This window comes from Novosphingobium sp. (assembly GCF_020852455.1).
In the GTDB taxonomy this organism is placed as follows: domain Bacteria; phylum Pseudomonadota; class Alphaproteobacteria; order Sphingomonadales; family Sphingomonadaceae; genus Novosphingobium.
Map to the genome: position 1 here is coordinate 1 of NZ_JADZAT010000011.1, position 19,909 is coordinate 19,909.

At 64.8% G+C, this 19,909-nt stretch carries 19 protein-coding genes; 8 read left to right on the forward strand and 11 right to left on the reverse strand.

Going from position 1 to position 19,909, the window contains the following annotated elements; translation table 11 throughout:
* Positions 1–386 precede the first annotated feature (386 nt).
* From IT549_RS06660 to IT549_RS06670, 3 genes are all read right to left on the reverse strand, one after another.
* Positions 387–1,415: a hypothetical protein gene (locus tag IT549_RS06660; protein ID WP_292971139.1), complete on the reverse strand. Its 1,029-nt coding sequence runs from the start codon at positions 1,413–1,415 to the stop codon at positions 387–389.
* Positions 1,416–1,621: 206 nt separating this feature from the next.
* Complete coding sequence (locus tag IT549_RS06665) at positions 1,622–2,866, reverse strand: hypothetical protein (protein WP_292971141.1); 1,245 nt, start codon at positions 2,864–2,866, stop codon at positions 1,622–1,624.
* A complete protein-coding gene (locus IT549_RS06670; RefSeq protein ID WP_292971143.1) occupies positions 2,866–3,369 on the reverse strand; it encodes a hypothetical protein in 504 nt (167 codons plus the stop codon). The genes IT549_RS06665 and IT549_RS06670 overlap by 1 nt, the downstream gene beginning before the upstream one ends.
* 244 nt (positions 3,370–3,613) lie before the next feature.
* Here IT549_RS06670 and IT549_RS06675 point away from each other — a divergent pair, with 244 nt between their 5' ends.
* The 4 genes from IT549_RS06675 (at position 3,614) to IT549_RS06690 (ending at position 8,008) form a co-directional block, all read left to right on the forward strand.
* Positions 3,614–5,305, forward strand: a complete 1,692-nt coding sequence (locus IT549_RS06675) for a phospholipase D-like domain-containing protein (RefSeq protein WP_292971145.1) — start codon at positions 3,614–3,616, stop codon at positions 5,303–5,305.
* A gap of 152 nt (positions 5,306–5,457) precedes the next feature.
* Positions 5,458–6,141: a DUF6088 family protein gene (locus tag IT549_RS06680; RefSeq protein WP_292971147.1), complete on the forward strand. Its 684-nt coding sequence runs from the start codon at positions 5,458–5,460 to the stop codon at positions 6,139–6,141.
* A gap of 289 nt (positions 6,142–6,430) precedes the next feature.
* The gene (locus IT549_RS06685; protein ID WP_292971148.1) at positions 6,431–7,123 is read left to right on the forward strand and encodes an aspartate/glutamate racemase family protein; all 693 of its coding nucleotides are present in this window, start codon (positions 6,431–6,433) and stop codon (positions 7,121–7,123) included.
* A gap of 120 nt (positions 7,124–7,243) precedes the next feature.
* Positions 7,244–8,008, forward strand: coding sequence for a sulfite exporter TauE/SafE family protein (locus IT549_RS06690; protein WP_292971150.1), 765 nt, complete (start codon positions 7,244–7,246; stop codon positions 8,006–8,008).
* Here IT549_RS06690 and IT549_RS06695 read toward each other — a convergent pair.
* The 3 genes from IT549_RS06695 to IT549_RS06705 are packed head-to-tail and all read right to left on the reverse strand — an operon-like array spanning position 8,005 to position 11,649.
* Positions 8,005–8,871 carry a CoA ester lyase gene (locus IT549_RS06695; protein ID WP_292971153.1) on the reverse strand — a complete coding sequence of 289 codons (867 nt, stop codon included), beginning with the start codon at positions 8,869–8,871 and terminating at the stop codon, positions 8,005–8,007. The two genes, IT549_RS06690 and IT549_RS06695, sit on opposite strands and share 4 nt — an antisense overlap.
* 8 nt (positions 8,872–8,879) lie before the next feature.
* Positions 8,880–9,377 carry a GNAT family N-acetyltransferase gene (locus IT549_RS06700; protein ID WP_292971155.1) on the reverse strand — a complete coding sequence of 166 codons (498 nt, stop codon included), beginning with the start codon at positions 9,375–9,377 and terminating at the stop codon, positions 8,880–8,882.
* Between the two features lie 10 nt (positions 9,378–9,387).
* Positions 9,388–11,649, reverse strand: a complete 2,262-nt coding sequence (locus IT549_RS06705; protein ID WP_292971157.1) for an NADP-dependent malic enzyme — start codon at positions 11,647–11,649, stop codon at positions 9,388–9,390.
* A gap of 109 nt (positions 11,650–11,758) precedes the next feature.
* Here IT549_RS06705 and mutS point away from each other — a divergent pair, with 109 nt between their 5' ends.
* The 3 genes from mutS to IT549_RS06720 are packed head-to-tail and all read left to right on the forward strand — an operon-like array spanning position 11,759 to position 14,887.
* Positions 11,759–14,368: a DNA mismatch repair protein MutS gene (gene mutS / locus IT549_RS06710; protein ID WP_292971160.1), complete on the forward strand. Its 2,610-nt coding sequence runs from the start codon at positions 11,759–11,761 to the stop codon at positions 14,366–14,368.
* A 24-nt stretch (positions 14,369–14,392) separates the two neighbouring features.
* Positions 14,393–14,578: a hypothetical protein gene (locus IT549_RS06715; RefSeq protein ID WP_292971162.1), complete on the forward strand. Its 186-nt coding sequence runs from the start codon at positions 14,393–14,395 to the stop codon at positions 14,576–14,578.
* A gap of 12 nt (positions 14,579–14,590) precedes the next feature.
* Positions 14,591–14,887 (forward strand): hypothetical protein, encoded by a 297-nt coding sequence (locus tag IT549_RS06720; RefSeq protein ID WP_292971165.1) that lies wholly within the window; start codon positions 14,591–14,593, stop codon positions 14,885–14,887.
* Here the strand turns inward: IT549_RS06720 and IT549_RS06725 are convergent.
* From IT549_RS06725 to IT549_RS06745, 5 genes are read right to left on the reverse strand one after another with little or no spacing between them, the layout of a single operon-like run.
* Positions 14,884–16,113 carry a WcaI family glycosyltransferase gene (locus tag IT549_RS06725; protein WP_292971168.1) on the reverse strand — a complete coding sequence of 410 codons (1,230 nt, stop codon included), beginning with the start codon at positions 16,111–16,113 and terminating at the stop codon, positions 14,884–14,886. The genes IT549_RS06720 and IT549_RS06725 overlap by 4 nt on opposite strands.
* On the reverse strand, positions 16,110–17,285 hold the full coding sequence (locus IT549_RS06730; RefSeq protein WP_292971170.1) for a nucleotidyltransferase family protein: 1,176 nt from the start codon (positions 17,283–17,285) through the stop codon (positions 16,110–16,112). Before IT549_RS06730 ends, IT549_RS06725 begins: the two co-directional genes overlap by 4 nt.
* 13 nt (positions 17,286–17,298) lie before the next feature.
* Positions 17,299–17,880 (reverse strand): LptA/OstA family protein, encoded by a 582-nt coding sequence (locus IT549_RS06735; RefSeq protein WP_292971172.1) that lies wholly within the window; start codon positions 17,878–17,880, stop codon positions 17,299–17,301.
* Positions 17,877–18,524, reverse strand: coding sequence for an LPS export ABC transporter periplasmic protein LptC (gene lptC / locus IT549_RS06740; RefSeq protein WP_292971174.1), 648 nt, complete (start codon positions 18,522–18,524; stop codon positions 17,877–17,879). The genes IT549_RS06735 and lptC overlap by 4 nt, the downstream gene beginning before the upstream one ends.
* Positions 18,524–19,144, reverse strand: coding sequence for a ribonuclease D (locus IT549_RS06745; RefSeq protein ID WP_292971176.1), 621 nt, complete (start codon positions 19,142–19,144; stop codon positions 18,524–18,526). Before IT549_RS06745 ends, lptC begins: the two co-directional genes overlap by 1 nt.
* Before the next feature lie 64 nt (positions 19,145–19,208).
* Here IT549_RS06745 and ung point away from each other — a divergent pair, with 64 nt between their 5' ends.
* Positions 19,209–19,895, forward strand: a complete 687-nt coding sequence (gene ung, locus IT549_RS06750) for a uracil-DNA glycosylase (protein WP_292971178.1) — start codon at positions 19,209–19,211, stop codon at positions 19,893–19,895.
* Positions 19,896–19,909 lie beyond the last annotated feature (14 nt).

A 19,909-nucleotide genomic window follows, 5' to 3' on the forward strand; every position in this document is an offset into this window, starting at 1 on the left:
ACCTTGTAACCACCGCCCGCATCGCGGCGGGTATCGAGAACCTGCATATTCATGGGAACATCTCCATGACGGGCGGCCGGGAGCCTCTCTCTCGACCCTCATCCCGTCACGGCGAAGCCCGCCAGCCTCTCACTCTCACCTTCTCATGGGTCCGGTCGCGCGAGCGGCTAGCGAGATTGCCAAGGCAAGAATCTGCACCCTGAAAGTAGGCGGGGATTGATTACCTCGCCCTTGCAGGCGGAAAGGCGGGGCTTGTCGCCTTTCCGCCTGCACAAGAAACCATGATCGCCGGTTCAGAGTGCGCGCGGGGCTTCCGACATACGCCGCGCCCTCAGGAGCGCGTCCGCAAGGGCGCGCGGGACAGAGCGCGACTTCCCCCGCTCCGTCTATTTCGGCCAGATGATTGTGAAACCTCGATCTTCATCGGGCCATGCAAGGCCGAACCCGCTCGCAAATGCGAGCGCGCGGTCGTCTGCATTCGACACTGCGGTTTCGACGACGATCAGCTGCCTGCTCGGCCATTGCTGTTGCTGCTTGTAATCAAGCAACTGACCGATCGCGGTGCGAATCGCGAACCTCAAGGTTGCGGGCTCGGTGGGTTTGATTTCGGCCATGACAGCGAGGCCCTTGCTGTCGACATAGCGGAGGTCATCCCGGAAGGTTTGCAGGAACCTGACCCCTGGGTCGGTACGGCTCAAAAACGCCTCGAAACGCCTCTGGAGCTTGTCATGGCGAGGGCTGATGACTGCTTCATAAGCGTTCACGTAGCGCGAATAATCATCCGGCGTAGCGCGTCCCGCCTTTCCGCCACCACGTCCGCCATTTCGGTCCGTGCTGGAAGGTGCGGCTGCGCCGTTCAGCAGTTTCTGAACGCCGCGAACAAACCGGCGTGCATCGGCATTTTGCGTGTCCTGTGCGTACCACCAGCTGGCCTGACCGCTCCAGCCAGGTCCTCGCCCTAGCGTCAGGGTGCGCTCCTTGGTCGGCAGTAGTACGGCATCGTCGTTTCTGGCCTTCACGCGAAATGACTGGATTTCATCATCCTTGTGCCGGGCAGTCGGGTATTGGCCGTTGAACAATTGCCGATGACGGTAGATCCGTGCGTTCCGGTACCATCCGACGATGCAGCGAGGGTCATGCCCTTCAACCGGCGCGGTCCAGACGATATCCACACCGTCGAGATATTGGTCGCTCCGCCCCGCGCCGAGCCGCTCGATGCAGACCTGCCGGTCATCGTCACCTTTGATGGTTTCGAAGTGGCCATAAACAAAGCCGTCGTTGCACTTCAGGAAGTTCAGTTCCTCGCCGCAATAGCCTTCGGATCTCGGAAAACCGCCGCCGCCGAGCGGAGGATCCTTGCTGTTCCTGCCGGCGTAGTGCTTCATCCAGGCAATGTTGCAGAAGAGTATCGGCATTTCCTGCATAGGCCTCGCACATGATTGATCTTGCAACGATATTCCGAGGCATCGCGAATAGCGAGAGAAATGGCGACGTTACTACGCAAGGACTGGCCAGTGTGGGGCGCACGGATTCCGGGGCGTTGCGGGGTGCCCCCGCAGAAGGGGTAGGCGGAGACAGCCAGATGGCTCCGGCTCAGGGGAAGGCTTTCCCCTACTCCCCATCACGACCTTGAAAAATGACCGAACTCGTTCGCATCCATCGGATCAAGTCCGTAAGCTTCGAGTACCTTGTTGAAGGTATCACGGACAGCATCGGTTACCGTTGCGGTGGTAACTTCATCCAGAACGAAACCCCATTCGACCCGATCTTCGAGCGCCACGGTCGTGCCTTCGCCTCGGCCGAAACGGTTCGGCCAAGCAGTTCCGGCGAGCCCTTCCAGGCCGAGCTTCACGTGCCATGGGCCTTTGCCGCCGAGCATGGTTGCAACTCGGACATTGCCTTCGATCCAGGCGACCCAGCGTTCGATTGCGTATTTGGTGGCAAGCACCATCGCGTCGTTGCCGCCAGCGAAGTAACTGGTGGCGATGCCCCAAAGTTCGCCGGTTTCCCGGAACCAGCGTGTCGCAGTCGGCGTCACGCCCTGCTCGCGGACAGTTTCACTGGACCGAAAGGCGATGAAGCCGCCTGTCGTCGGCCCATAGTCTATGCCGCTGCAGCGACCGAGCGGCAACGGGTGGCCTGTAGCGCTGTCGAGGACCTTTGCTGCTGAAGGCGACAACGACCACGAAGTGGGCAACAGACGAGCAAAGCCGAACGGTGCTCCGGCTGGCTGGATTCCCGTTGATCCGTCAAGGCCCAGATTGACCATGAGCGGTTCGCCGCCTCGATCCCAAAGACCCGGCAATTCTGGCTGAGATTTCTGCCAGCGCAATGGCTCTGCCGGTACGGCAGGCACAGCGCCGAGCGAAGCGCGGATTCTTTGCTCAAGCTGTTTGGTAAGGTCCGTGCGCACTTTGCGCAGTTCATCGGTCGTGGACCCGGGAGGCAGAGCAAATGCGACAGGTCCTCGACGATGACGCATGTCGAACGGTAAATCTTCCGGGCGCGCATTGGTGAGCGCCGTATTCCAGACGGTGATGACCCGCTCGGTTCCGAGCGCTCGCTTCGCGTAACCCAGTTCGATCAGCACATTGGGGTTGGCGACCTGCTTACCGCCGTCCGAGACCGCGATGGGGGTGACATCGGCAACGAATACTGCCGCCTGCTGGATCTTCGCGAGGATCGTCGCGACGATATCGGGGGACCCAGGCGCGTCCTTCGTGTCGTGATCGATTTCGGGGCGCTCGGCCTCTTCCATTTCGATGGCAATGCGATCAAGTGCGGAGACCAGCGCATCGCGAATGATATTGCGCGTTTCGCGGGATGGCTGATCACTCTGCCATGACCAGAAGACTGTCTGCACCATTACGCGGTCCCCGTATCGGCGGAAGTGAGACCGTCGTCTGAAAGCCGGGCGGTAACATCGACGACTTCGGGCAAAACGCAGTTGGACTCCCGCAAGTGGAATTTGTGGCTGTTGGTGTGTGGGACAAAAGTTGAGTGCTCTCGGACGAGCGCCGCAGGAATGAGCACGGCCCGGGCAACGCGGTAGTGTTCATCGAAAAGGACTGCGGCCAGCATATCAAAACCGTCCAAATCTCGAATCGCGGAGAGCTGGCGGGAACCATTGCGCGCGTGCAGCCGCCGACCCTTGATCTGATAGCGCAGGCCGTTAGCATCGAGGGCATCGTAGCTCTTCTCGGAATTTGCGGCCTGGCGCCATCCAAACGCCTTGCAGAACAGGTACTCAGCCAAGTCTCCGGTCGGGTTGTTCGCGGTTCGCAAAACACCGCGCGAACGCAATTCCTCGAGGAGCCTTGCGTGAAGAAGCAGCAGTTGCGGAACAGAAAGGGGCTCTAATTCGATCATCCAGGTTCTCTACATGACACTGCATCTGGCAGCCAGACATGGAGAGACCATGCAGGTGCGCGAGCTTGCACCCTTCGTGCTCTATGCCGAATAGCCAAGTCACAAGAGTCCGCACCGCAATTCTGGACCGATTCTGCTGCAGCTCCTTGGGGTTGCGGCGAACAACAAAGCAGGACATCTTCCTGCACCACGCAGTGTCCATAATAATCAGAATTGGTTCGTATCGAAGCGGGGGAAGAGCAGCATGGCAATCACGGTAAATGCCTTCGCGTGTGCTGACGATGTTTTGATCGCTTGGGAACCGGCCGCATGGAACGATAACTGGGCAGGCTTTTGCGTCGAAAAGCGCGACGAGCGGACCCATGACATTGCGCCGCTCAAAAACCGCATTCCACCAAAGGCCGGAGAGGCGGCCGTAGGACAGGACGGAATTTCATCCGCTGATTCGCCAATCCGCCGCTGCATCTGGATCGACCACAGTGTGGGCCTGACCGATCAGGTTTCCTATCGGGTCATCCCGATGATTGAAACTGCCGCTGGGTTTGACCGGGATGACGCGAATGCATCGGTCTGGACCCAGCCGTCGCTGGTTACGGGCCGCACCGCTGACGGGATCTCGGCGTTTTTCAACCGCGGAACATTGATGTCGCAAGTCGTCAGCCGGCTGGTTGGCGGCGATGCATCAGCTCAATCGCTGCGGACCTTTCTCGCCAAACTCAAGGATCCTGGTTACGTGGGGCGGCGCTATCTGTCGGGCGATCTGCGCAGTGAATTGCTCGGGTTTTTGGCCGACGCCGATCGGCGCGGCAATTCGATCTATGCGGCCATCTACGAAATGAACGACGCGGAACTGGTCCAGGGGCTGAAGCCGTTTGGTGCGCGCGGTCATCTGTTGATGGGGAATGGCGGCGCCACCGAGAACTGGGTGATGACTGACCTCCACGACGCGGGATTCGAGCTGTTCCACCGCGACCTGTCGAAGAGCGGGAAATCCTCGCCAAGCGTCCACAACAAGTTCGTGGTTGAAGTCACGCCCGCCGGCAAGGCGCTGCGCGCGTTGACCGGTAGCACCAACTGGACCGTCACTGGCCTGTGCACTCAGCTCAACAACCTTGTCATTCTCGACCGTCCCGACGTTGCCGACCGGTTCCTCAAGCAATGGCACGCACTCGTCGCGGCTCGCGACGACATGCCAGCTGACCTTGTCGACGCCAACACGCAACCGAAAGACGACGGCGATGTGACCCTCTACTTTGCTGCGACCAGGGGGCAGGCAGAATTCGCGCCGGTGATCGAAGCGATCCGGAACGCCCAGCAAGGCGTGATGGCGCTGATGTTCACACCCGGTCAATCGCCGCTGCTGACCGAGATCCTTGCGCGTGCAGCGGAGAACAAGATCTATGTCAGGAGCGTTGTTTCGAGTGTGGAAGCGCAGGCTGACGACGGGTCGGACGCGCCCGGTAAGATCGTCCGGGTCAGCAGTCAGGTGATCAAGAGCGGCGCTGCGGCAAAGGGATTCCACAACGATGTGCTGGTTCCCTCCGGTGTTCGTGAGAACAACCGTCCGTCTTGGGCCGAAACGGAATTCAATGTGGCGGAAATGCGGGCCGAGCACCTGATGGCGATCGTCCATTCGAAGACGATTGTGATCGACCCGTTCTCCGACGATTGCGTGGTGATCACCGGGTCGCACAATTTCTCGCCATCGGCTTCGCAAAAGAACGATGAGAACCTGGTGATCATCCGGGGGAATAAGGCTCTGGCGCAGGCCTATGCCGTGCACATCAACGGCGTCTATGACGGCTATTCGTGGCGCGCTTACCTCGTCGGTGGTGGCAATGCGGGGCATATTTATGCGCCACTCGACGGGTGGAAGGCGGGTGGGGCGCGCCATCAGGAACTGGGTTTCTGGATGGGTGGCAATGGCACAGTCTGAACTGGCGTGCGCATAGCCATGTGTATCGTTTCGGAGGGCGACCGGATCGTGCTCCATCAACCGAAGCAGGGTTCGACATAGGAATCCTTTCAGCGAGCACCTGTGTTATGTCCGAAATATGTTTACATTTTTCGGACACTCCGGAATAGACAATGTCCGAAATTGTGATACAAATTTCGGACATGGATGCTCAATCGCCCCGCCTCAAAGCCCTCATCCTCGACCGCATTGGCCAAGGCGTGGCGGGGGCTGTCTGGACGCCCACTGATTTCCTCGATCTTGGCGGACGCGACGCGGTAGACAAGACGCTCCAGCGCCTCGTCAAATGGGGTGAATTGCGGCGGATCGACCGTGGCCTCTATGACAAGCCGCAGTTCAACAGCCTGACCCAGCAGCAAAGCGCTCCCGATCCAAGGGCAGTCATCGACGCCGTTGCCAGGCGCGACCAGATCCGCGTGCTGGTTGACGGTATGACTGCTGCCAACGATCTCGGCTTCACCAATGCCGTGCCGGCAAAAATCGTCGTGCACAGCGAAGCCCGGCCCAAGTCGATCAAACTCGGCAATCTCTCCATCACATTCAAGCACACGGCTGCCAGCAAACTTCATTGGGCGGGTCGCCCCGCCATGCGCGTCGTCCAAGCCCTCCACTGGCTGCGCGACACGATACCGGGCGACGATGATGGTCAATGGCGCCAGCGACTGGCCAGTCTGCTGGCTGATCCCGTGCATGGGGCAGACCTGCGGGACGATCTTACCGACGGAATGACGACACTTCCGGCCTGGATGCAGGAAATGCTGCGGCCACTCATCGCCGATGAAGAATCCGCCGCATGAATGCTGCGCGCAGTGGCGCAGAACCACCCGCGTTCGATGCAGTGATTGATGCTATTGCCACATTGGAGGCCGACTTGAACGCTCAGGGGCGGCAACCGTGACGAGCTTCTTTCAGCCGATCTTCTCGCCTGGCTCCTCAAACGGACATTTGCCGACAGCAATTTCGGTGATTACCCGGTGATTGCTGGAGCAGTTTCAGGCCCACCAAAACAGGCAAAAAACGACGCGGAGTCAGATAGATGGTTGAAAAGCGACACAAAATCTGGTACTTCCGCTTCCGGCGCCGGGCATGAAGCTGCTGGGCCTGATCGGCGGGATGAGCTGGGAAAGCTCGGCCCATTATTACCGCCTGATCAACCAGGGCGTCCGCGATTCCAGGAGGCCGACCGCGTCGGCGAAATGCCTGCTCTGGTCGTTCGATTTTGCCGAGATCGAGGCGCTGCAACATGCCGGTGACTGGGCGCGGCTCGAAGCGCTGATGTGCGATGCCGGGCAGCGCCTGGCCGGAGCCGGGGCCGAAGCGCTGGTGATCTGCACCAACACCATGCACCTGATGGCCGACAGGGTTGAGGCGGCGGCCGGCGTGCCGCTGCTGCACATCGCCGATCCCACCGGCGCGGCGGTCAGGACGGCGGGGATCGAGCGGATTGGCCTGCTCGGCACGGCCTTCACCATGGAGCAGGCCTTTTACAAGGACCGACTGACCCAGCACCACGGGCTGGAGGTACTGGTGCCGGAACCTGAAGACCGCGCGCTGGTTCACCGGGTGATCTATGAAGAACTGGTCTCCGGCATGGTCCGCGATGCCTCGCGCGAGGCCTATCGCCAGGTCATCGCCCGGCTGATCCAGCGCGGGGCGCAAGGCGTGATCCTGGGCTGCACCGAGATCATGCTGCTGGTCAGCCAGGATGACGCCGCGGTGCCGCTGTTCGATACCACCACCCTGCATGCCCAGGCTGCGGTGCAGCTCGCGCTCGGTTGAAACCGGCACCCTGCCGCACAAAGAAATCGTTTGGGCGCGGCGCGGAATTTCTTTGTCGCAATCGCGCAGGCTCAACTCTAGCATTTTGGTCGAGAATCGCCTTGCCGGGAGATGACGACCATGGACCTGACCCATTTTGACCTCTCCGCCCTGCTACCGTTCATCGGTGTCGGGTTTGCCGCGCAGCTGGTTGATGGCGCGCTGGGCATGGCGTTCGGGGTGATTTCGAACACCCTGCTGGTTGGCGTGATGGGGATTCCGCCCGCACTCGCCTCGCAGCGGGTCCATGTCGTCGAATGCTTCACCACCGCGACCTCGGGGATCAGCCACCTGCTGCACGGCAATATCGACCGGAAGCTGTTTTTCCGGCTGCTGCTGCCAGGCGTCGCGGGCGGGGTGCTGGGGGCCTACCTGCTGACCAGTCTGGATGCCGGCGTGGTCAAGCCGTTCGTGCTGCTCTACCTCACTGCAATCGGCCTCTACATCCTGGCGCGCGGGATCCTCTACCCGCCGCAGCAGAAGGAAGCGCGCATGATCGCCCCGCTGGGGCTGCTGGGCGGCCTCCTCGATGCGGCCGGCGGCGGCGGCTGGGGGCCGGTGGTCACTTCAAACCTGCTGATCCAGGGGGCCGATCCGCGCAAGGTGGTGGGCACGGTCAACGCGGTCGAATTCTTCCTGACGCTGACCATCAGCGCGGCCTTCATCTGGCACCTGGGCTTTGCCGATCTGGCTGGCGCCACGCTGGGCCTGCTGATCGGCGGGATTGCCGCGGCACCGATCGGGGCCTGGGCGGCCAAGCATTTCAATCCCAAGACCATGCTGGTGCTGGTCGGGCTCGTGCTGACCGCCACCAGCCTTTACGGGGTTTACCGCGCCTGGGGCTAAGCGATCGCCTGGGCGATGGCGAGCACCCGCCGCGCCTGTTCAAGGTGCAGCAGCTCGACCATCTTGCCATCGACCTTGATCGCGCCCTTGCCGTGGTTTTCGGGCAGATCGAAGGCTGCGACCACGGCGCTGGCCCAGGCCAGCTCGGCCGCGCCGGGTGAGAACACGGCATTGCACGGATCGACCTGCGCCGGGTGGATCAGGGTCTTGCCGTCAAAGCCGAATTCAAGACCCTGTTCGGCCTCGACGGTAAACAGGTCGAGCTCGCGGAATTCGTTGCAGACCCCGTCGAGCACCACCAGCCCGTGGGCCCGCGCGGCGCAGACGGTTGCGGTCAGTATCGGCAGGAACGGCGCGCGGCCGGGGCGCAGCTGGGCGCGCATTTCCTTGGCAAAATCGTTGATTCCCAGCACCATGCCGGACAGCCGGGTCGAGGTGCCCAGCGCCGCAACCGCATCGATCCGCGGCACCAGCGCGCAGCTTTCGACCATGATCCACAGCCGGGTTTGCGTTGGCGCGGCGGCAAGTGCCTGGTCATAGGCCAGCACATCCTCGGCCGAACTGACCTTTGGCACCAGCACTGCATCGGGCCCTGCCACCGCAATCGCGGCAAGATCGTCGGCGCCCCAGGGCGTGTCGAGTCCATTGGCGCGGACCACCACTTCGCGGCGCCCGAACCCGCCTTCGCGCAGTGCCGCCAGCGCCAATTCCCGCGCTTCCAGCTTGCCGTCGGGCGCGACCGAATCCTCCAGATCGAGGATCACCACATCGACCGGCAGTTCCCGCGCCTTGGCCAGCGCCTTGGCATTCGACGCAGGCAGGTACAGCGCTGAGCGGCGCGGACGGGCAGGGCTTTGGCTCATCTTGGTACTCACAGGGTTTTGGCCATGGCGAAATCGTCATGAACCTGGCCATCGTCGAACCGCAGGCGGCCAGGCATCCGCCCTTCCTCGACGAAGCCCAGGCGCTCATAGAGTCGCCGTGCGGCGGGATTGCCGGTGTGAACGAACAGCTCGATCCGCTGAATCGCCGGCTGCATCTCGCGGGCGGCGGCGAACAGCGCTTCGAACAGCTTGCCGCCGATACCCTGGCCCTGACAATCGGGATCGACTGCCACGGTCAGATCACCCAGCACATGCGCGAACTTGCGCGGACCGGGTCGCCAGGCGTGGATTTCGCCCAGCATCCGGTCCCCGTCAAAGGCGCCGATCGACAGTCCGGCAGTGGCCGCCCTGGCCAGCACCGCCTGGGGGAAGCTCTCGTCCAGCTCATCCGGATAGCGCGCCAGCCCGGGGCCGTCGGCGGCGCGGCGATAGAGCGCCAGCATTGCCGCCGCATCGTCCGCCCCGGTCGGCCGCAGCACCAGCATGATCGCCGGGTCAGCCGCAGACCCCGGCTGCCGCCAGCACCGCCAGCGTCAGCACGTCGGGGGCAATCGCGGTCATCGGGGCGATCTGGACCGGCTTTTCCATCCCGATCAGCATCGGGCCAATCGTGGCCTGACCGCCCAGCTCGCGCAGCAGCTTGGCCGAAATGTTGGCCGATTGCAGCCCCGGCATGATCAGCACGTTGGCCGGAGCCGAGAGGCGGCAGAATGGATAGTTGGCCATGACCGTGGGATTGAGCGCGGCATCGGGGGCCAGTTCGCCTTCGTATTCGAAACCGGGGTTTTCGGCATCGAGGATCGCCACTGCCTCGCGGATACCCTCCAGCCAGCGGCCGGGCGGGTTGCCGAAGGTCGAATAGGACAGGAAGGCGACGCGCGGTTCGTGGCCCAGGCGCCGGGCGACCGCAGCGGTTTCCTTGGCGATCACCGCCAGATCCTGCGCGCTGGGGCGTTCGTTCACGGTCGTATCGGCCAGGAAGGTGGTGTAATTCTTGCCGATCATCAGGTGGATGCCAAAGGGCAGGCGGCCCTCATGCGGTTCCAGCACCTGGCGCACTTCGCGCATCGTCTGGGCAAAGGTGCGGGTCATGCCGGTGACCATCGCATCGCCGATCCCCAGCTTGAGCAGCAGCGAGGCGAACACGTTGCGATCCTGGTTGACCATCCGGCGCACGTCGCGTTCCATGAACCCGCGCCGCTGCAGCCGGTCATAGAGCAGTTCGACCATGGCCGGCACGTGCTCGCTCATGGCCGAATTCTCGATCTGCCAGGCCTCGGGATTGCCCACGCCCAGCTCGGCCAGCTTGGTCCGGACCGCCTCGGTCCGCCCGACCAGCACCGGCTCGCCATAGCCGAAATCGCGGTACTGGATCGCCGCGCGCAGCACGATCTCGTTCTCGGCCTCGGCAAAGATCATCCGCTTGGGACTGGCCTTGACTGCTTCATAGACCTGGGTCAGCACCGAGGTGGTCGGGTTGAGCCGTGCCTTCAGGCTGGTGCGATAGGCATCGAAATCCTCGATCGGCTTCTGCGCCACACCGGTATCCATCGCCGCCTTGGCGACGGCAGAGGACACGACTTCCATCAGTCGCGGATCGAACGGCGCGGGGATGATGTAGTCAGGGCCGAACTGATACTTCTGGCCATAGGCCGCGGCGACTTCTTCCGGCACGGTTTCGCGCGCCAGTTCGGCAATGGCATAGGCTGCGGCGATCTTCATCTCTTCGTTGATCGCGGTGGCCCGTACATCAAGCGCGCCGCGGAAGATGAAGGGAAAGCCCAGCACATTGTTGACCTGGTTGGGATAGTCGCTGCGCCCGGTGGCGACGATCGCATCGGGGCGCACCGCCTTGGCATCGGGCGGGGTGATTTCGGGATCGGGATTGGCCATCGCGAAGATGATCGGCTGGGCGGCCATGCCCTTGACCATGTCCTGCGTCACCGCCCCAGCGGCAGACAGGCCCAGGAAGATGTCGGCCCCGACCAGCGCTTCGGTCAGCGTGCGCTTTTCGGTGTGGGTCGCATGGGCCGACTTGAACTGGTCCACGCCTTCGCGCCCGACATAGATCACGCCCTTGGTATCGCAGACGGTGACGTTTTCATGCCGCACGCCCATCGACTTGATCAGCGCGGTGCAGGCCAGCGCCGAAGCACCCGCGCCGTTGACCACCACCTTCACGTCCTCGAACTTGCGCCCGGTGATGTGGCAGGCATTGACCAGACCGGCGGCAGCGATGATCGCGGTGCCGTGCTGGTCGTCGTGCATCACCGGGATCTTCATCCGTTCGCGCAGCGCCTGCTCGATCACGAAGCATTCGGGCGCCTTGATGTCTTCCAGGTTGATCCCGCCAAAGCTCGGCTCCATCAGCGCGACGGCTTCGATGAACTTGTCCGGGTCTTCGGTCGCCAGTTCGATGTCGATCGAATCGACGTCGGCAAAGCGCTTGAACAGCACCGCCTTGCCTTCCATCACCGGCTTTGAGGCCAGCGCGCCAAGGTTGCCCATGCCCAGAATCGCGGTGCCGTTGGAAATCACCGCCACCAGATTGCCGCGCGCGGTATATTCATAGGCATCGGCCGGATTGTCGGCGATCGCCTGGACCGGCACGGCCACGCCGGGCGAATAGGCGAGGCTCAGGTCACGCTGCGTCGCCATCGGCTTTGACGCGATGATCTCGATTTTTCCGGGCCGGATCGTCTTGTGATAGAACAGCGCTTCGCGTTCGGTGAAACGGACGTTGCTTTCCTCGGACATGGTAACTCCTGCAATCAGCCTCGCCCTAACCCAGCAGGGCGCAACGCGATAGGGGAAAGGTTGACCGGCAAGCCTCCCGAATCGCCCAATCTGGCGCTAGTCATCCCCGATGTCCGGTTCTGCCGCCCCCACGCCAATGATGGCGCAATATCTCGCGCTCAAGGCCGAGGCCGGGGACTGCCTGCTGTTCTACCGGATGGGCGATTTCTTCGAACTGTTCTTCGATGATGCCAAGCTGGCCGCGCAGGTGCTCGATATCGCGCTGACCAGCCGGGGCGAGCATCAGGGCGTGCCGATCCCGATGTGCGGGGTGCCGGCGCATTCGGCCGAGGGCTATCTGGCCCGGCTGATCAAGGCCGGCTGCCGGGTGGCGATCGCCGACCAGACCGAAACGCCCGAGGAAGCGAAGAAGCGCGGTGGATCGAAGGCGCTGGTCGCACGCGACATTGTCCGCTTCGTCACCGCCGGGACCCTGACCGAAGAGGCATTGCTCGAACCGCGCCGGGCCAATGTGCTGGCAGCGGTTTGCGAAGTGCGCGGGACCTTCGGGATTGCCGCCTGCGATATTTCGACCGGGCGGATGGAACTGGAAGAGTGCGCGCCCGACCGGCTGGGCGCCGCCCTTGCCCGGCTGGGGGCAAGCGAACTGGTCGCGCCCGAGGGGCTGGCGGATGCCCCGGCCGAGGCAATTGCCCGGCCGGCACGCGATTTTTCCAGCGATCATGGCGAAGCGCGGCTCAAGGCCTTGCACGAAGTGGCGACGCTGGACGGCTTCGGCAGCTTTACCCGGGCGATGCTGGCGGCGGCGGGCGGGCTGGTGGCCTATCTTGACCATGTCGGGCGCGGCAGCCTGCCGCTGCTCTTGCCGCCGGTCGCGCGCGCGGGCGAAGCGCACCTGGCGATGGATGAGGCGACCCGGGCGAGCCTTGAAATCCTTGCCTCAAGCCAGGGCGGGCGTCGCGGCAGCCTGATCGAGGCGGTCGATCGCTGCGTGACCGGCGCGGGCGCGCGGCAACTGGCCGATGACCTTTCCGCACCGCTGACCGATGCCGCCGCAATCGAAGCGCGGCTGGCGCTGGTCGGCTGGCTCCACGCCGATCCGCTGCTGCGCGGCGATCTGCGCGCGGTGCTGCGCGCGATCCCGGATCTGGGCCGCGCATTGGGCCGGGTGGTGGCGGGGCGCGGCTCTCCGCGCGATCTGGGCCAGCTGCGCGATGGCCTGTCCGAAGCGCGGCGGATTCACGATTTCCTCAAGGGCCGCAGCGAACGCCCGGCGTTGCTCGATGCGCTGCTCCCGGCGCTGACCGGGCACGGTGCGCTGACCGATCTCTATGCCCGGGCGCTGGTTGCCAGCCCGCCGACCGAACGCGCCCAGGGCGGGTTCATCGCCGAGGGCTATGACGCTGCGCTCGATGAACTGCGCCGGATCTCGGGCGATGCCCGCCGCGCAATCGCCGCGCTTGAGGCCAGGTATCGCAGCGACACCGGGATCGCCGCGCTGAAGATCCGCCACAACGGCGTGCTGGGCTACTTCGTCGAGGTACCCGCGCGTTCGGCCGATCCGCTGATGGCGCCCGACAGCGGCTTTACCCACCGCCAGACCATGGCCGGGGCAGTGCGCTTCAACGCGCTGGCGCTGCACGAGGAAGCCAGCCGGATCGCCCAGGCCGGCGGTCATGCCCTGGCAGCCGAGGAAGCCCATTTCGAAGAGCTGACCGCCTTGGCAGTGGCCGCGCGCCATGCGATCGCGGCGACCGCCGCGGCGCTGGCCCGGCTCGATGTCGCAGCGGGTCAGGCCGAGCGAGCAGCCGAAGGCGGCTGGTCACGCCCCGAAATCGCCGCCGAACCGGTGCTGGTGATCGAAGGCGGGCGCCATCCGGTGGTCGAAGCCGCATTGGCGGCCAAGGGCGAACGCTTTGTCGCCAACGCCTGCACGCTGTCGCCGCAGGACCGGCTGTGGCTGGTCGGCGGTCCCAACATGGGCGGCAAGAGCACCTTCCTGCGCCAGAACGCGCTGATCGTGCTGCTGGCGCAGGCCGGCGGCTTCGTGCCTGCCGAGACCGCGCGGATCGGGCTGGTCGATCGACTGTTCAGCCGGGTCGGTGCGTCCGACAACCTGGCGCGCGGGCGCTCGACTTTCATGGTCGAGATGGTCGAGACCGCGGCGATCCTGGCCCAGGCCAGCGAGCGCAGCTTCGTGATCCTCGATGAGGTCGGGCGCGGCACCTCGACCTATGACGGTCTGGCGCTGGCCTGGGCGGTGGTCGAGGCGGTGCACGGCGTGAACAGGTGTCGCTGCCTGTTCGCGACCCACTACCACGAACTTTCGCGGCTGGCCGAAAGCTGTGAGGCGCTGTCGCTCCACCACGTCCGCGCGCGCGAATGGCAGGGCGATCTGGTGCTGCTGCATGAACTGGCAGAAGGTCCGGCTGACCGCTCCTATGGCCTGGCCGTGGCCAAGCTGGCGGGCGTACCCGCGCCAGTGGTGGCGCGGGCCAAGGCTGTGCTTGACCGGCTGGAGAAAGGCCGCGCCGAAACTGGCGGGATCGCGGCGGGGCTGGGCGACCTGCCGCTGTTCGCCGCCGCGGCCGAGCAGCAGGAAGAGGTGGTCGATCATTTGCGGCAGCGGCTGGATGCTCTCGATGTCGATGCCCTCAGCCCGCGTGAGGCGCTTGATCTGCTCTATGAGCTGAAGCGTGAGGCGGCGAGACTTCCTTAACCCTCCGGGGCTAGAATTCCGGGCATGTTTGGCTTCGGCACCCGGATGAACCAGGTCTTCGCCAGCCGCTGGAAAGCGGTGACGTGGTCGATCGGTATCCTGCTGACTGCCTATTGCACCGTGCCGATGGCCGACCAGGCGCGCCAGCACGAAGCGGCCAAGGCCGCCCATGTCAAGGCGGCCCACAAGTCGCCCTGGGCGAAGGACTGAAGGGGAAGTCCGATGGATGAACTGATCCCGAACCGGGTCAAATATATTGCCCTGGCTCTGCTGGGACTGGCCGCGATCGGCGGGGCGTTTCTGTTGGGGGAAGACAGTGGCTCGACCGATCCTGCGCCGGTTGCAACCGACGCAGCCCCGGCCGTGGCCGCACCAAAACCCACCAGCACACCGACGCTTGATGCGCTGCCCGAAGACGAAGAGCCGGCGGTCGACAGCGCACCGCCCAAGCCTGACGCCGGCCCGTCCGCCAGTGGCACGCCAGGCTCCGAAGCTGGCGACGAGGGCACGGACTCCTAGCCTACTGCTCCCAATGCGCGGGCGATGATCGCGTCCTTGCTCCAGCGTTCGGCCGCACGCTGGCTGGCCATGCGGCCCACGCTTTCGCGCAGCGCCGGATTGTCGGCCAGCTCGGCAACGGCTGTGGCCAGCGCTGCGGCATCGCCGGGCGGAGTGATCGTGCCGCAGCCATCGACTTCGGCATAGAGCCCGGTCCCGGGTTCGGTGGTCGCCACCACCGGGCGGCCGGACGCGAGCATGTTGGTCAGCTTCGACGGCAAGACCAGATCGGCGGCACCGGCGATCTGCGGCAGCAGGTGCAGGTCGGCCATGGTCAGCATCGCGCCCATCCGTTCGGCCGGTTGCAGATCGTGCAGCTGCACGTTGCCCAGCCCTGCCGCCAGCCGTTCAAGTTCGGCCCGGTTGGGGCCTTCGCCGCAAATCACGAAAGCGATATCCTCGCGCTCTTGCAGCTGGCGGGCGGCCTCGACCAGGATCTCGATCCCCTGCTTGCGCGCGATATTGCCTGAATAGAGCGCCACCTTGCGCGCGCCCAGGCCCCATTCGGCGCGGATCGCCGCAGCACCGGCGGGATCGGGTGCGAACCGCGCATCGGACCAATTGCGCATTTCGAACACGCGTTCGGCGGCGATCCCCTTGTCGCGCAGCTTGGCGCACATTTGCGGGCTGATCGTCGAGACCCGATCACCCAGACCGAGCAGCCGCGCCTCGAGCCAGCGGGCCAGCCGGGCGGGCCAGCTTCCCCCGCTCATCAGACCGGTGGCCAGCGCGGCCTCAACCTCGAAATCCTGGACGTGGATCCACAGCCGGGCCCCGGCGATCCGGGCGGCCAGCCAGGCGGTGACCACGCTGAGCAGCGCCGGGGCCAGCACCACGACCAGCTCGGGCCGTTCGCCCCGGCGGCGCAGGGCGGCACGCAGGGCAAAGGGCAGCGCGGACAATGCGAAGCTGGCCAGATGGATAATCCGCTTCAGCCCGCTGGGTTCAGCCGGGACATAGATCGGGCAGCGGACCAGATCGACGCCCTGCTCCTGCGCGCGCCGCCATCCGCCTCCGGCATAGCCCGCCATGGTCCGCCATTGCGGGTAATAGGGCTTGGCCACCACGGCTTCGACCTGCGCCCCGGCGGCCACCAGCGCTTCGGCCAGGCCCTGGGTGTAGGGACCGATACCGACCGGTTCGGGGGCATAATTGATCCCCACGATCAGAACCCGGCGCCCCTTCATCGATCAAGCCATTTGCTGAGTGCGGCAAGCTGGCGCGACTGGCGGCGCACGTCGGCGCGGGCCAGTTCGCTGAGCGAGCGCCAGGCGCGCGAGGCGGCCCAGCCCAGCTTGCCACCTTCGCGCGACACGTCGCGCTGCACTTCGCCCTGGCCGTTGGCGCCTTGCCGTCCGCGCAGCCGCCGCAGCAGACGGGCGGGGCCACCCTTCAGCGCTGCCGCGATCAGGCCCGCGCTGCGCCGGGTGTCAAGATCCTGCAGCAGCAGGTCGGGCAAGGTATCGAGCAGGACAGCAGGTGACGGCTTGCCCTGGTCGGCCGAGAAATCGACCGGGGCACCCGGATGCCATTGCATCAGCAGGTCCAGCACCAGCCGGGCACCATCACGCCAGCGTTCGGCCTGCGCCTGCTGCCACAACCGGGGCCAGTCGATCGCATGACGGGCGAGCAGGAAATCCAGATCGGTCAGCAGCAAGGGCCCGCAGTTGAGCCGGTGACCATAGACCGCGTGGACGATCAGATGCCCCAGCATGTCCTGCGGATCAGGATAGCGAATTCCATCGGAGCCAAGCGTCGAACGCGCCCTGAACCCGGCTTCGTCGCCGTGCGGGGTGGCATGGTCAAGCTTGCCATCGGGTTCCCACAAACGGTGGTGCAGCTCGATCCAGGTTCCGCGCGGGGCAACCAGCGGCGGCATGTGCTTGTCGAGCCGAAGCACATCCTCAAGCGCCATTTCCGGGGCCTTACCATCGCTGTAACCGGCTTGCTTCAGCGCGTGATAGGCCGCAATCACCCCGTCGCGCTCCAGCAGCAGGTCAAGGTCGCGCATCGGTCGCTGCGCCGCTTCGGGATAGACGTGCCGGGCCAGCCAGGCACCCTTCAGCGCGATCGGCTGATGCCCCAGTTGCCCAAGGATTGCGGTGGTTTCGGCCAGGTCCTGATCGGCCACCAGCGCTTCCATCGCTGCCAGACGGTGGCTTTGCCGCCAGGCCTGTGAAACGTCCTCCGGGACACCGGCGATCGACTTGAAGCGGGCGTGCAGAAGCGGCCGCAGGCGATGCTGCGCGGCCATCGCGTCAAGCGCCTGCCAATCAGTGGCGCCAAGCCCTGCGGGAATCGCGCCGCCACCGGGCGCGAGCATATCCAGCAGCTGGTGCCGCAATCTGGCGAGGTTCATCGCCCGTGCTCGATCAGTTGCGCTTGGGAACCGTGAAAGTGCCGGTAATCCGCCCGCCGCGCGATCCCGCGCCGGGGGTGCCGAGTGCCGAGGACCCGCCGCCGGCGCTGCCATCGACCGTCGAAACCCCGCTGTTGAGATCGATCACCAGCCGTCCTCCGGTCAGCCGGTCATTTCCGCGCTTCAGCACGACGCCGCCGGCCATGGTGATGATCCGCCGGTCGAAATCATAGATCGCGACATCGCCGGTGGCGCTCTGGTCGCCCTTGGTGACCTGGACCCCGCCGGTCGCATCCAGCCGGTGGATCTTGAAGCTGCCGGCATCGCTGGAAAAGGCCAGCGTGGTGCGCGCCGCGCGCAGGGTCAGGTTGCCCTGGCTGATCACCACATTGCCGGCCAGCGTCGCGCGGTCCTGCCGGCCCAGCAGTTCGCCATGATCGGCCGAGACACTGACCGGAGCATCGCTGTTGTGCCCGCCAAAGACCTGGGCCTGGCCCGGTGCCAGCGCCAGCAGGGCGGCCGTGCTGATCGCGAAACCGCCCAGGGCCGAACGCAGCACGGTGCGGCGCAGCGGGGTCATGGTCAAAGCTCTCATCGCGGCATCCTGAACGAGTGTTGCTGGATCAGCAGGCGCACATGCCCGTCAAGGTAGAGCGCCCGGTTGTCGAGATCGGCGCTTACCCGGTCGGCGCTGAAAGTGCCAGACGGTATCGCCCCGCTGACCCCGCCCGTACCGCTGGCGCGGCGGGTCTTGAGGTCGATCGAGACGTTCTGGGTGGTCATCCGGTAGCCATCGGCAGCGGCAAAGCTGACCGGACCCTGGGCGCTGACCTGTTCGGCTTCGTAATTGTAGGTGCCGCGCGAAGCGGTCAGTTCGGCCGGTCCGTCGCTCAGCAGGATCCGCGCGGCCAGCCGGTCGAGCAGGACCACCGGTTCCTTGACCGAAACCTGCACTGCATTGCCGGCAGTGACGGTAAAGGGCCGGCCCTGATCATCCTCGCCGCGGTACATGGCGTCGGCCACCCTGACCCGTTCCTGCGTCATCGCCACCTTTGTCCGGTCCAGCAGGAAGCTGATTTCGCCGCGTGCGAACAGAGGGCCGACCACCATGGCAGCGGTCACAACCCCGACCAGCCCCGGCAGGACAATCGCCAGGAACTTGACCTTGCGATCGTGCGAGCCGCCGGGCGTGGCCCAGTGCTGGCGCTTGTCGCGGATGATGTCGGCTTGCTGGCTCATCAAGCCTCGTGGCTGAAGATGTCCTTGTCGGCCCAGCCCATCAGGTCAAGCCGGGCGCGATGCGGCAGGTAATCGAATGCGGCCTGCGCGGCTTCGCTGCGGTGTTCGCGCGCCAGCCGTTCGACCAGAATCGCGTGCATCGCGTGGAGATGGCGCACGTCGGATGCGGCATATTCGCGCTGCGCCTCGCTCAGTTCCGGGCCGCCCCAGTCGCTCGACTGCTGTTGCTTGGACAGTTCCTTGCCCAGCAGTTCGCGGACCAGATCCTTCAGGCCGTGCCGGTCGGTATAGGTCCGCACCAGCTTGCTGGCGATCTTGGTGCAGAACACCGGCGCGGCGGTGACGCCCATGTAATGCTCGATCGCGGCCAGATCGAACCGGGCGAAATGGTAGAGCTTGACCCGCGCCGGATCGGCCAGCACCGCCTTCAGATTGGGCGCGGCATAGCTTGAACCCGGGGCGAAGCGCACCAGGTGTTCATCGCCGCCGCCGTCCGAAATCTGGACCAGACACAGCCGGTCGCGCGGGGTTTGCAGCCCCATCGTTTCGGTATCGACCGCAACCGGTCCCGGCCCCAATACGCCTTCGGGGAGATCTTCTTCGTGGAGATAGACAGCCATATCGGCAAAGTGCTTAGGCCGATTGCCGCGGGGAGGAAAGCCCCGCGTTGGATGGGAGCGCAAAGTGGCCAGTTCTGATGCCGTCCCCGATAGCTGGCGCGCAGCGCTTGAGCCGGTGCTGGCCAGTCCGAAATCGCGTGCTTTGGGCGGATTCCTGCAGGCTGAGGAGGCCGCCGGCAAGGCGATCTATCCGCCGCGCGGCTCGCGGCTGGCGGCGCTGGAGCTGACCCCGCTTGATGCGGTCAGGGTGGTGATCCTGGGGCAGGACCCCTACCACGGCCCCGGCCAGGCCCATGGGCTCAGCTTCTCGGTCCAGGAAGGGGTCCGGGTGCCGCCCAGTCTTGTCAATATTTACAAGGAGCTGGAGAGCGACCTGGGCTTGCCGCGCGCCAGCCACGGCAACCTTTCGCACTGGGCGCGGCAAGGTGTGCTGCTGTTGAATGCCAGCCTCACGGTCGAGGATGGCAAGCCCGCTTCGCACCAGGGCAAGGGCTGGGAAGAGATTACCGATGCGGTGGTTGCCGCCGTGGCCGCCAAGGCCGATCCCTGCGTGTTCCTGCTGTGGGGCAGCCATGCCCGCAAGAAGGCGATGAACGTACCTGGACTGGCACACGGCCATCACCTCGTGCTCACCGCGCCGCACCCCAGCCCGCTGTCGGCGCATTCAGGTTTTTTGGGCTGCCGCCATTTCAGTCAGGCCAATGCCTTCCTTGACAGCAAGGGGCGCGGAACAGTGGACTGGCGGGTCTGAACTTGGCAGAGTGG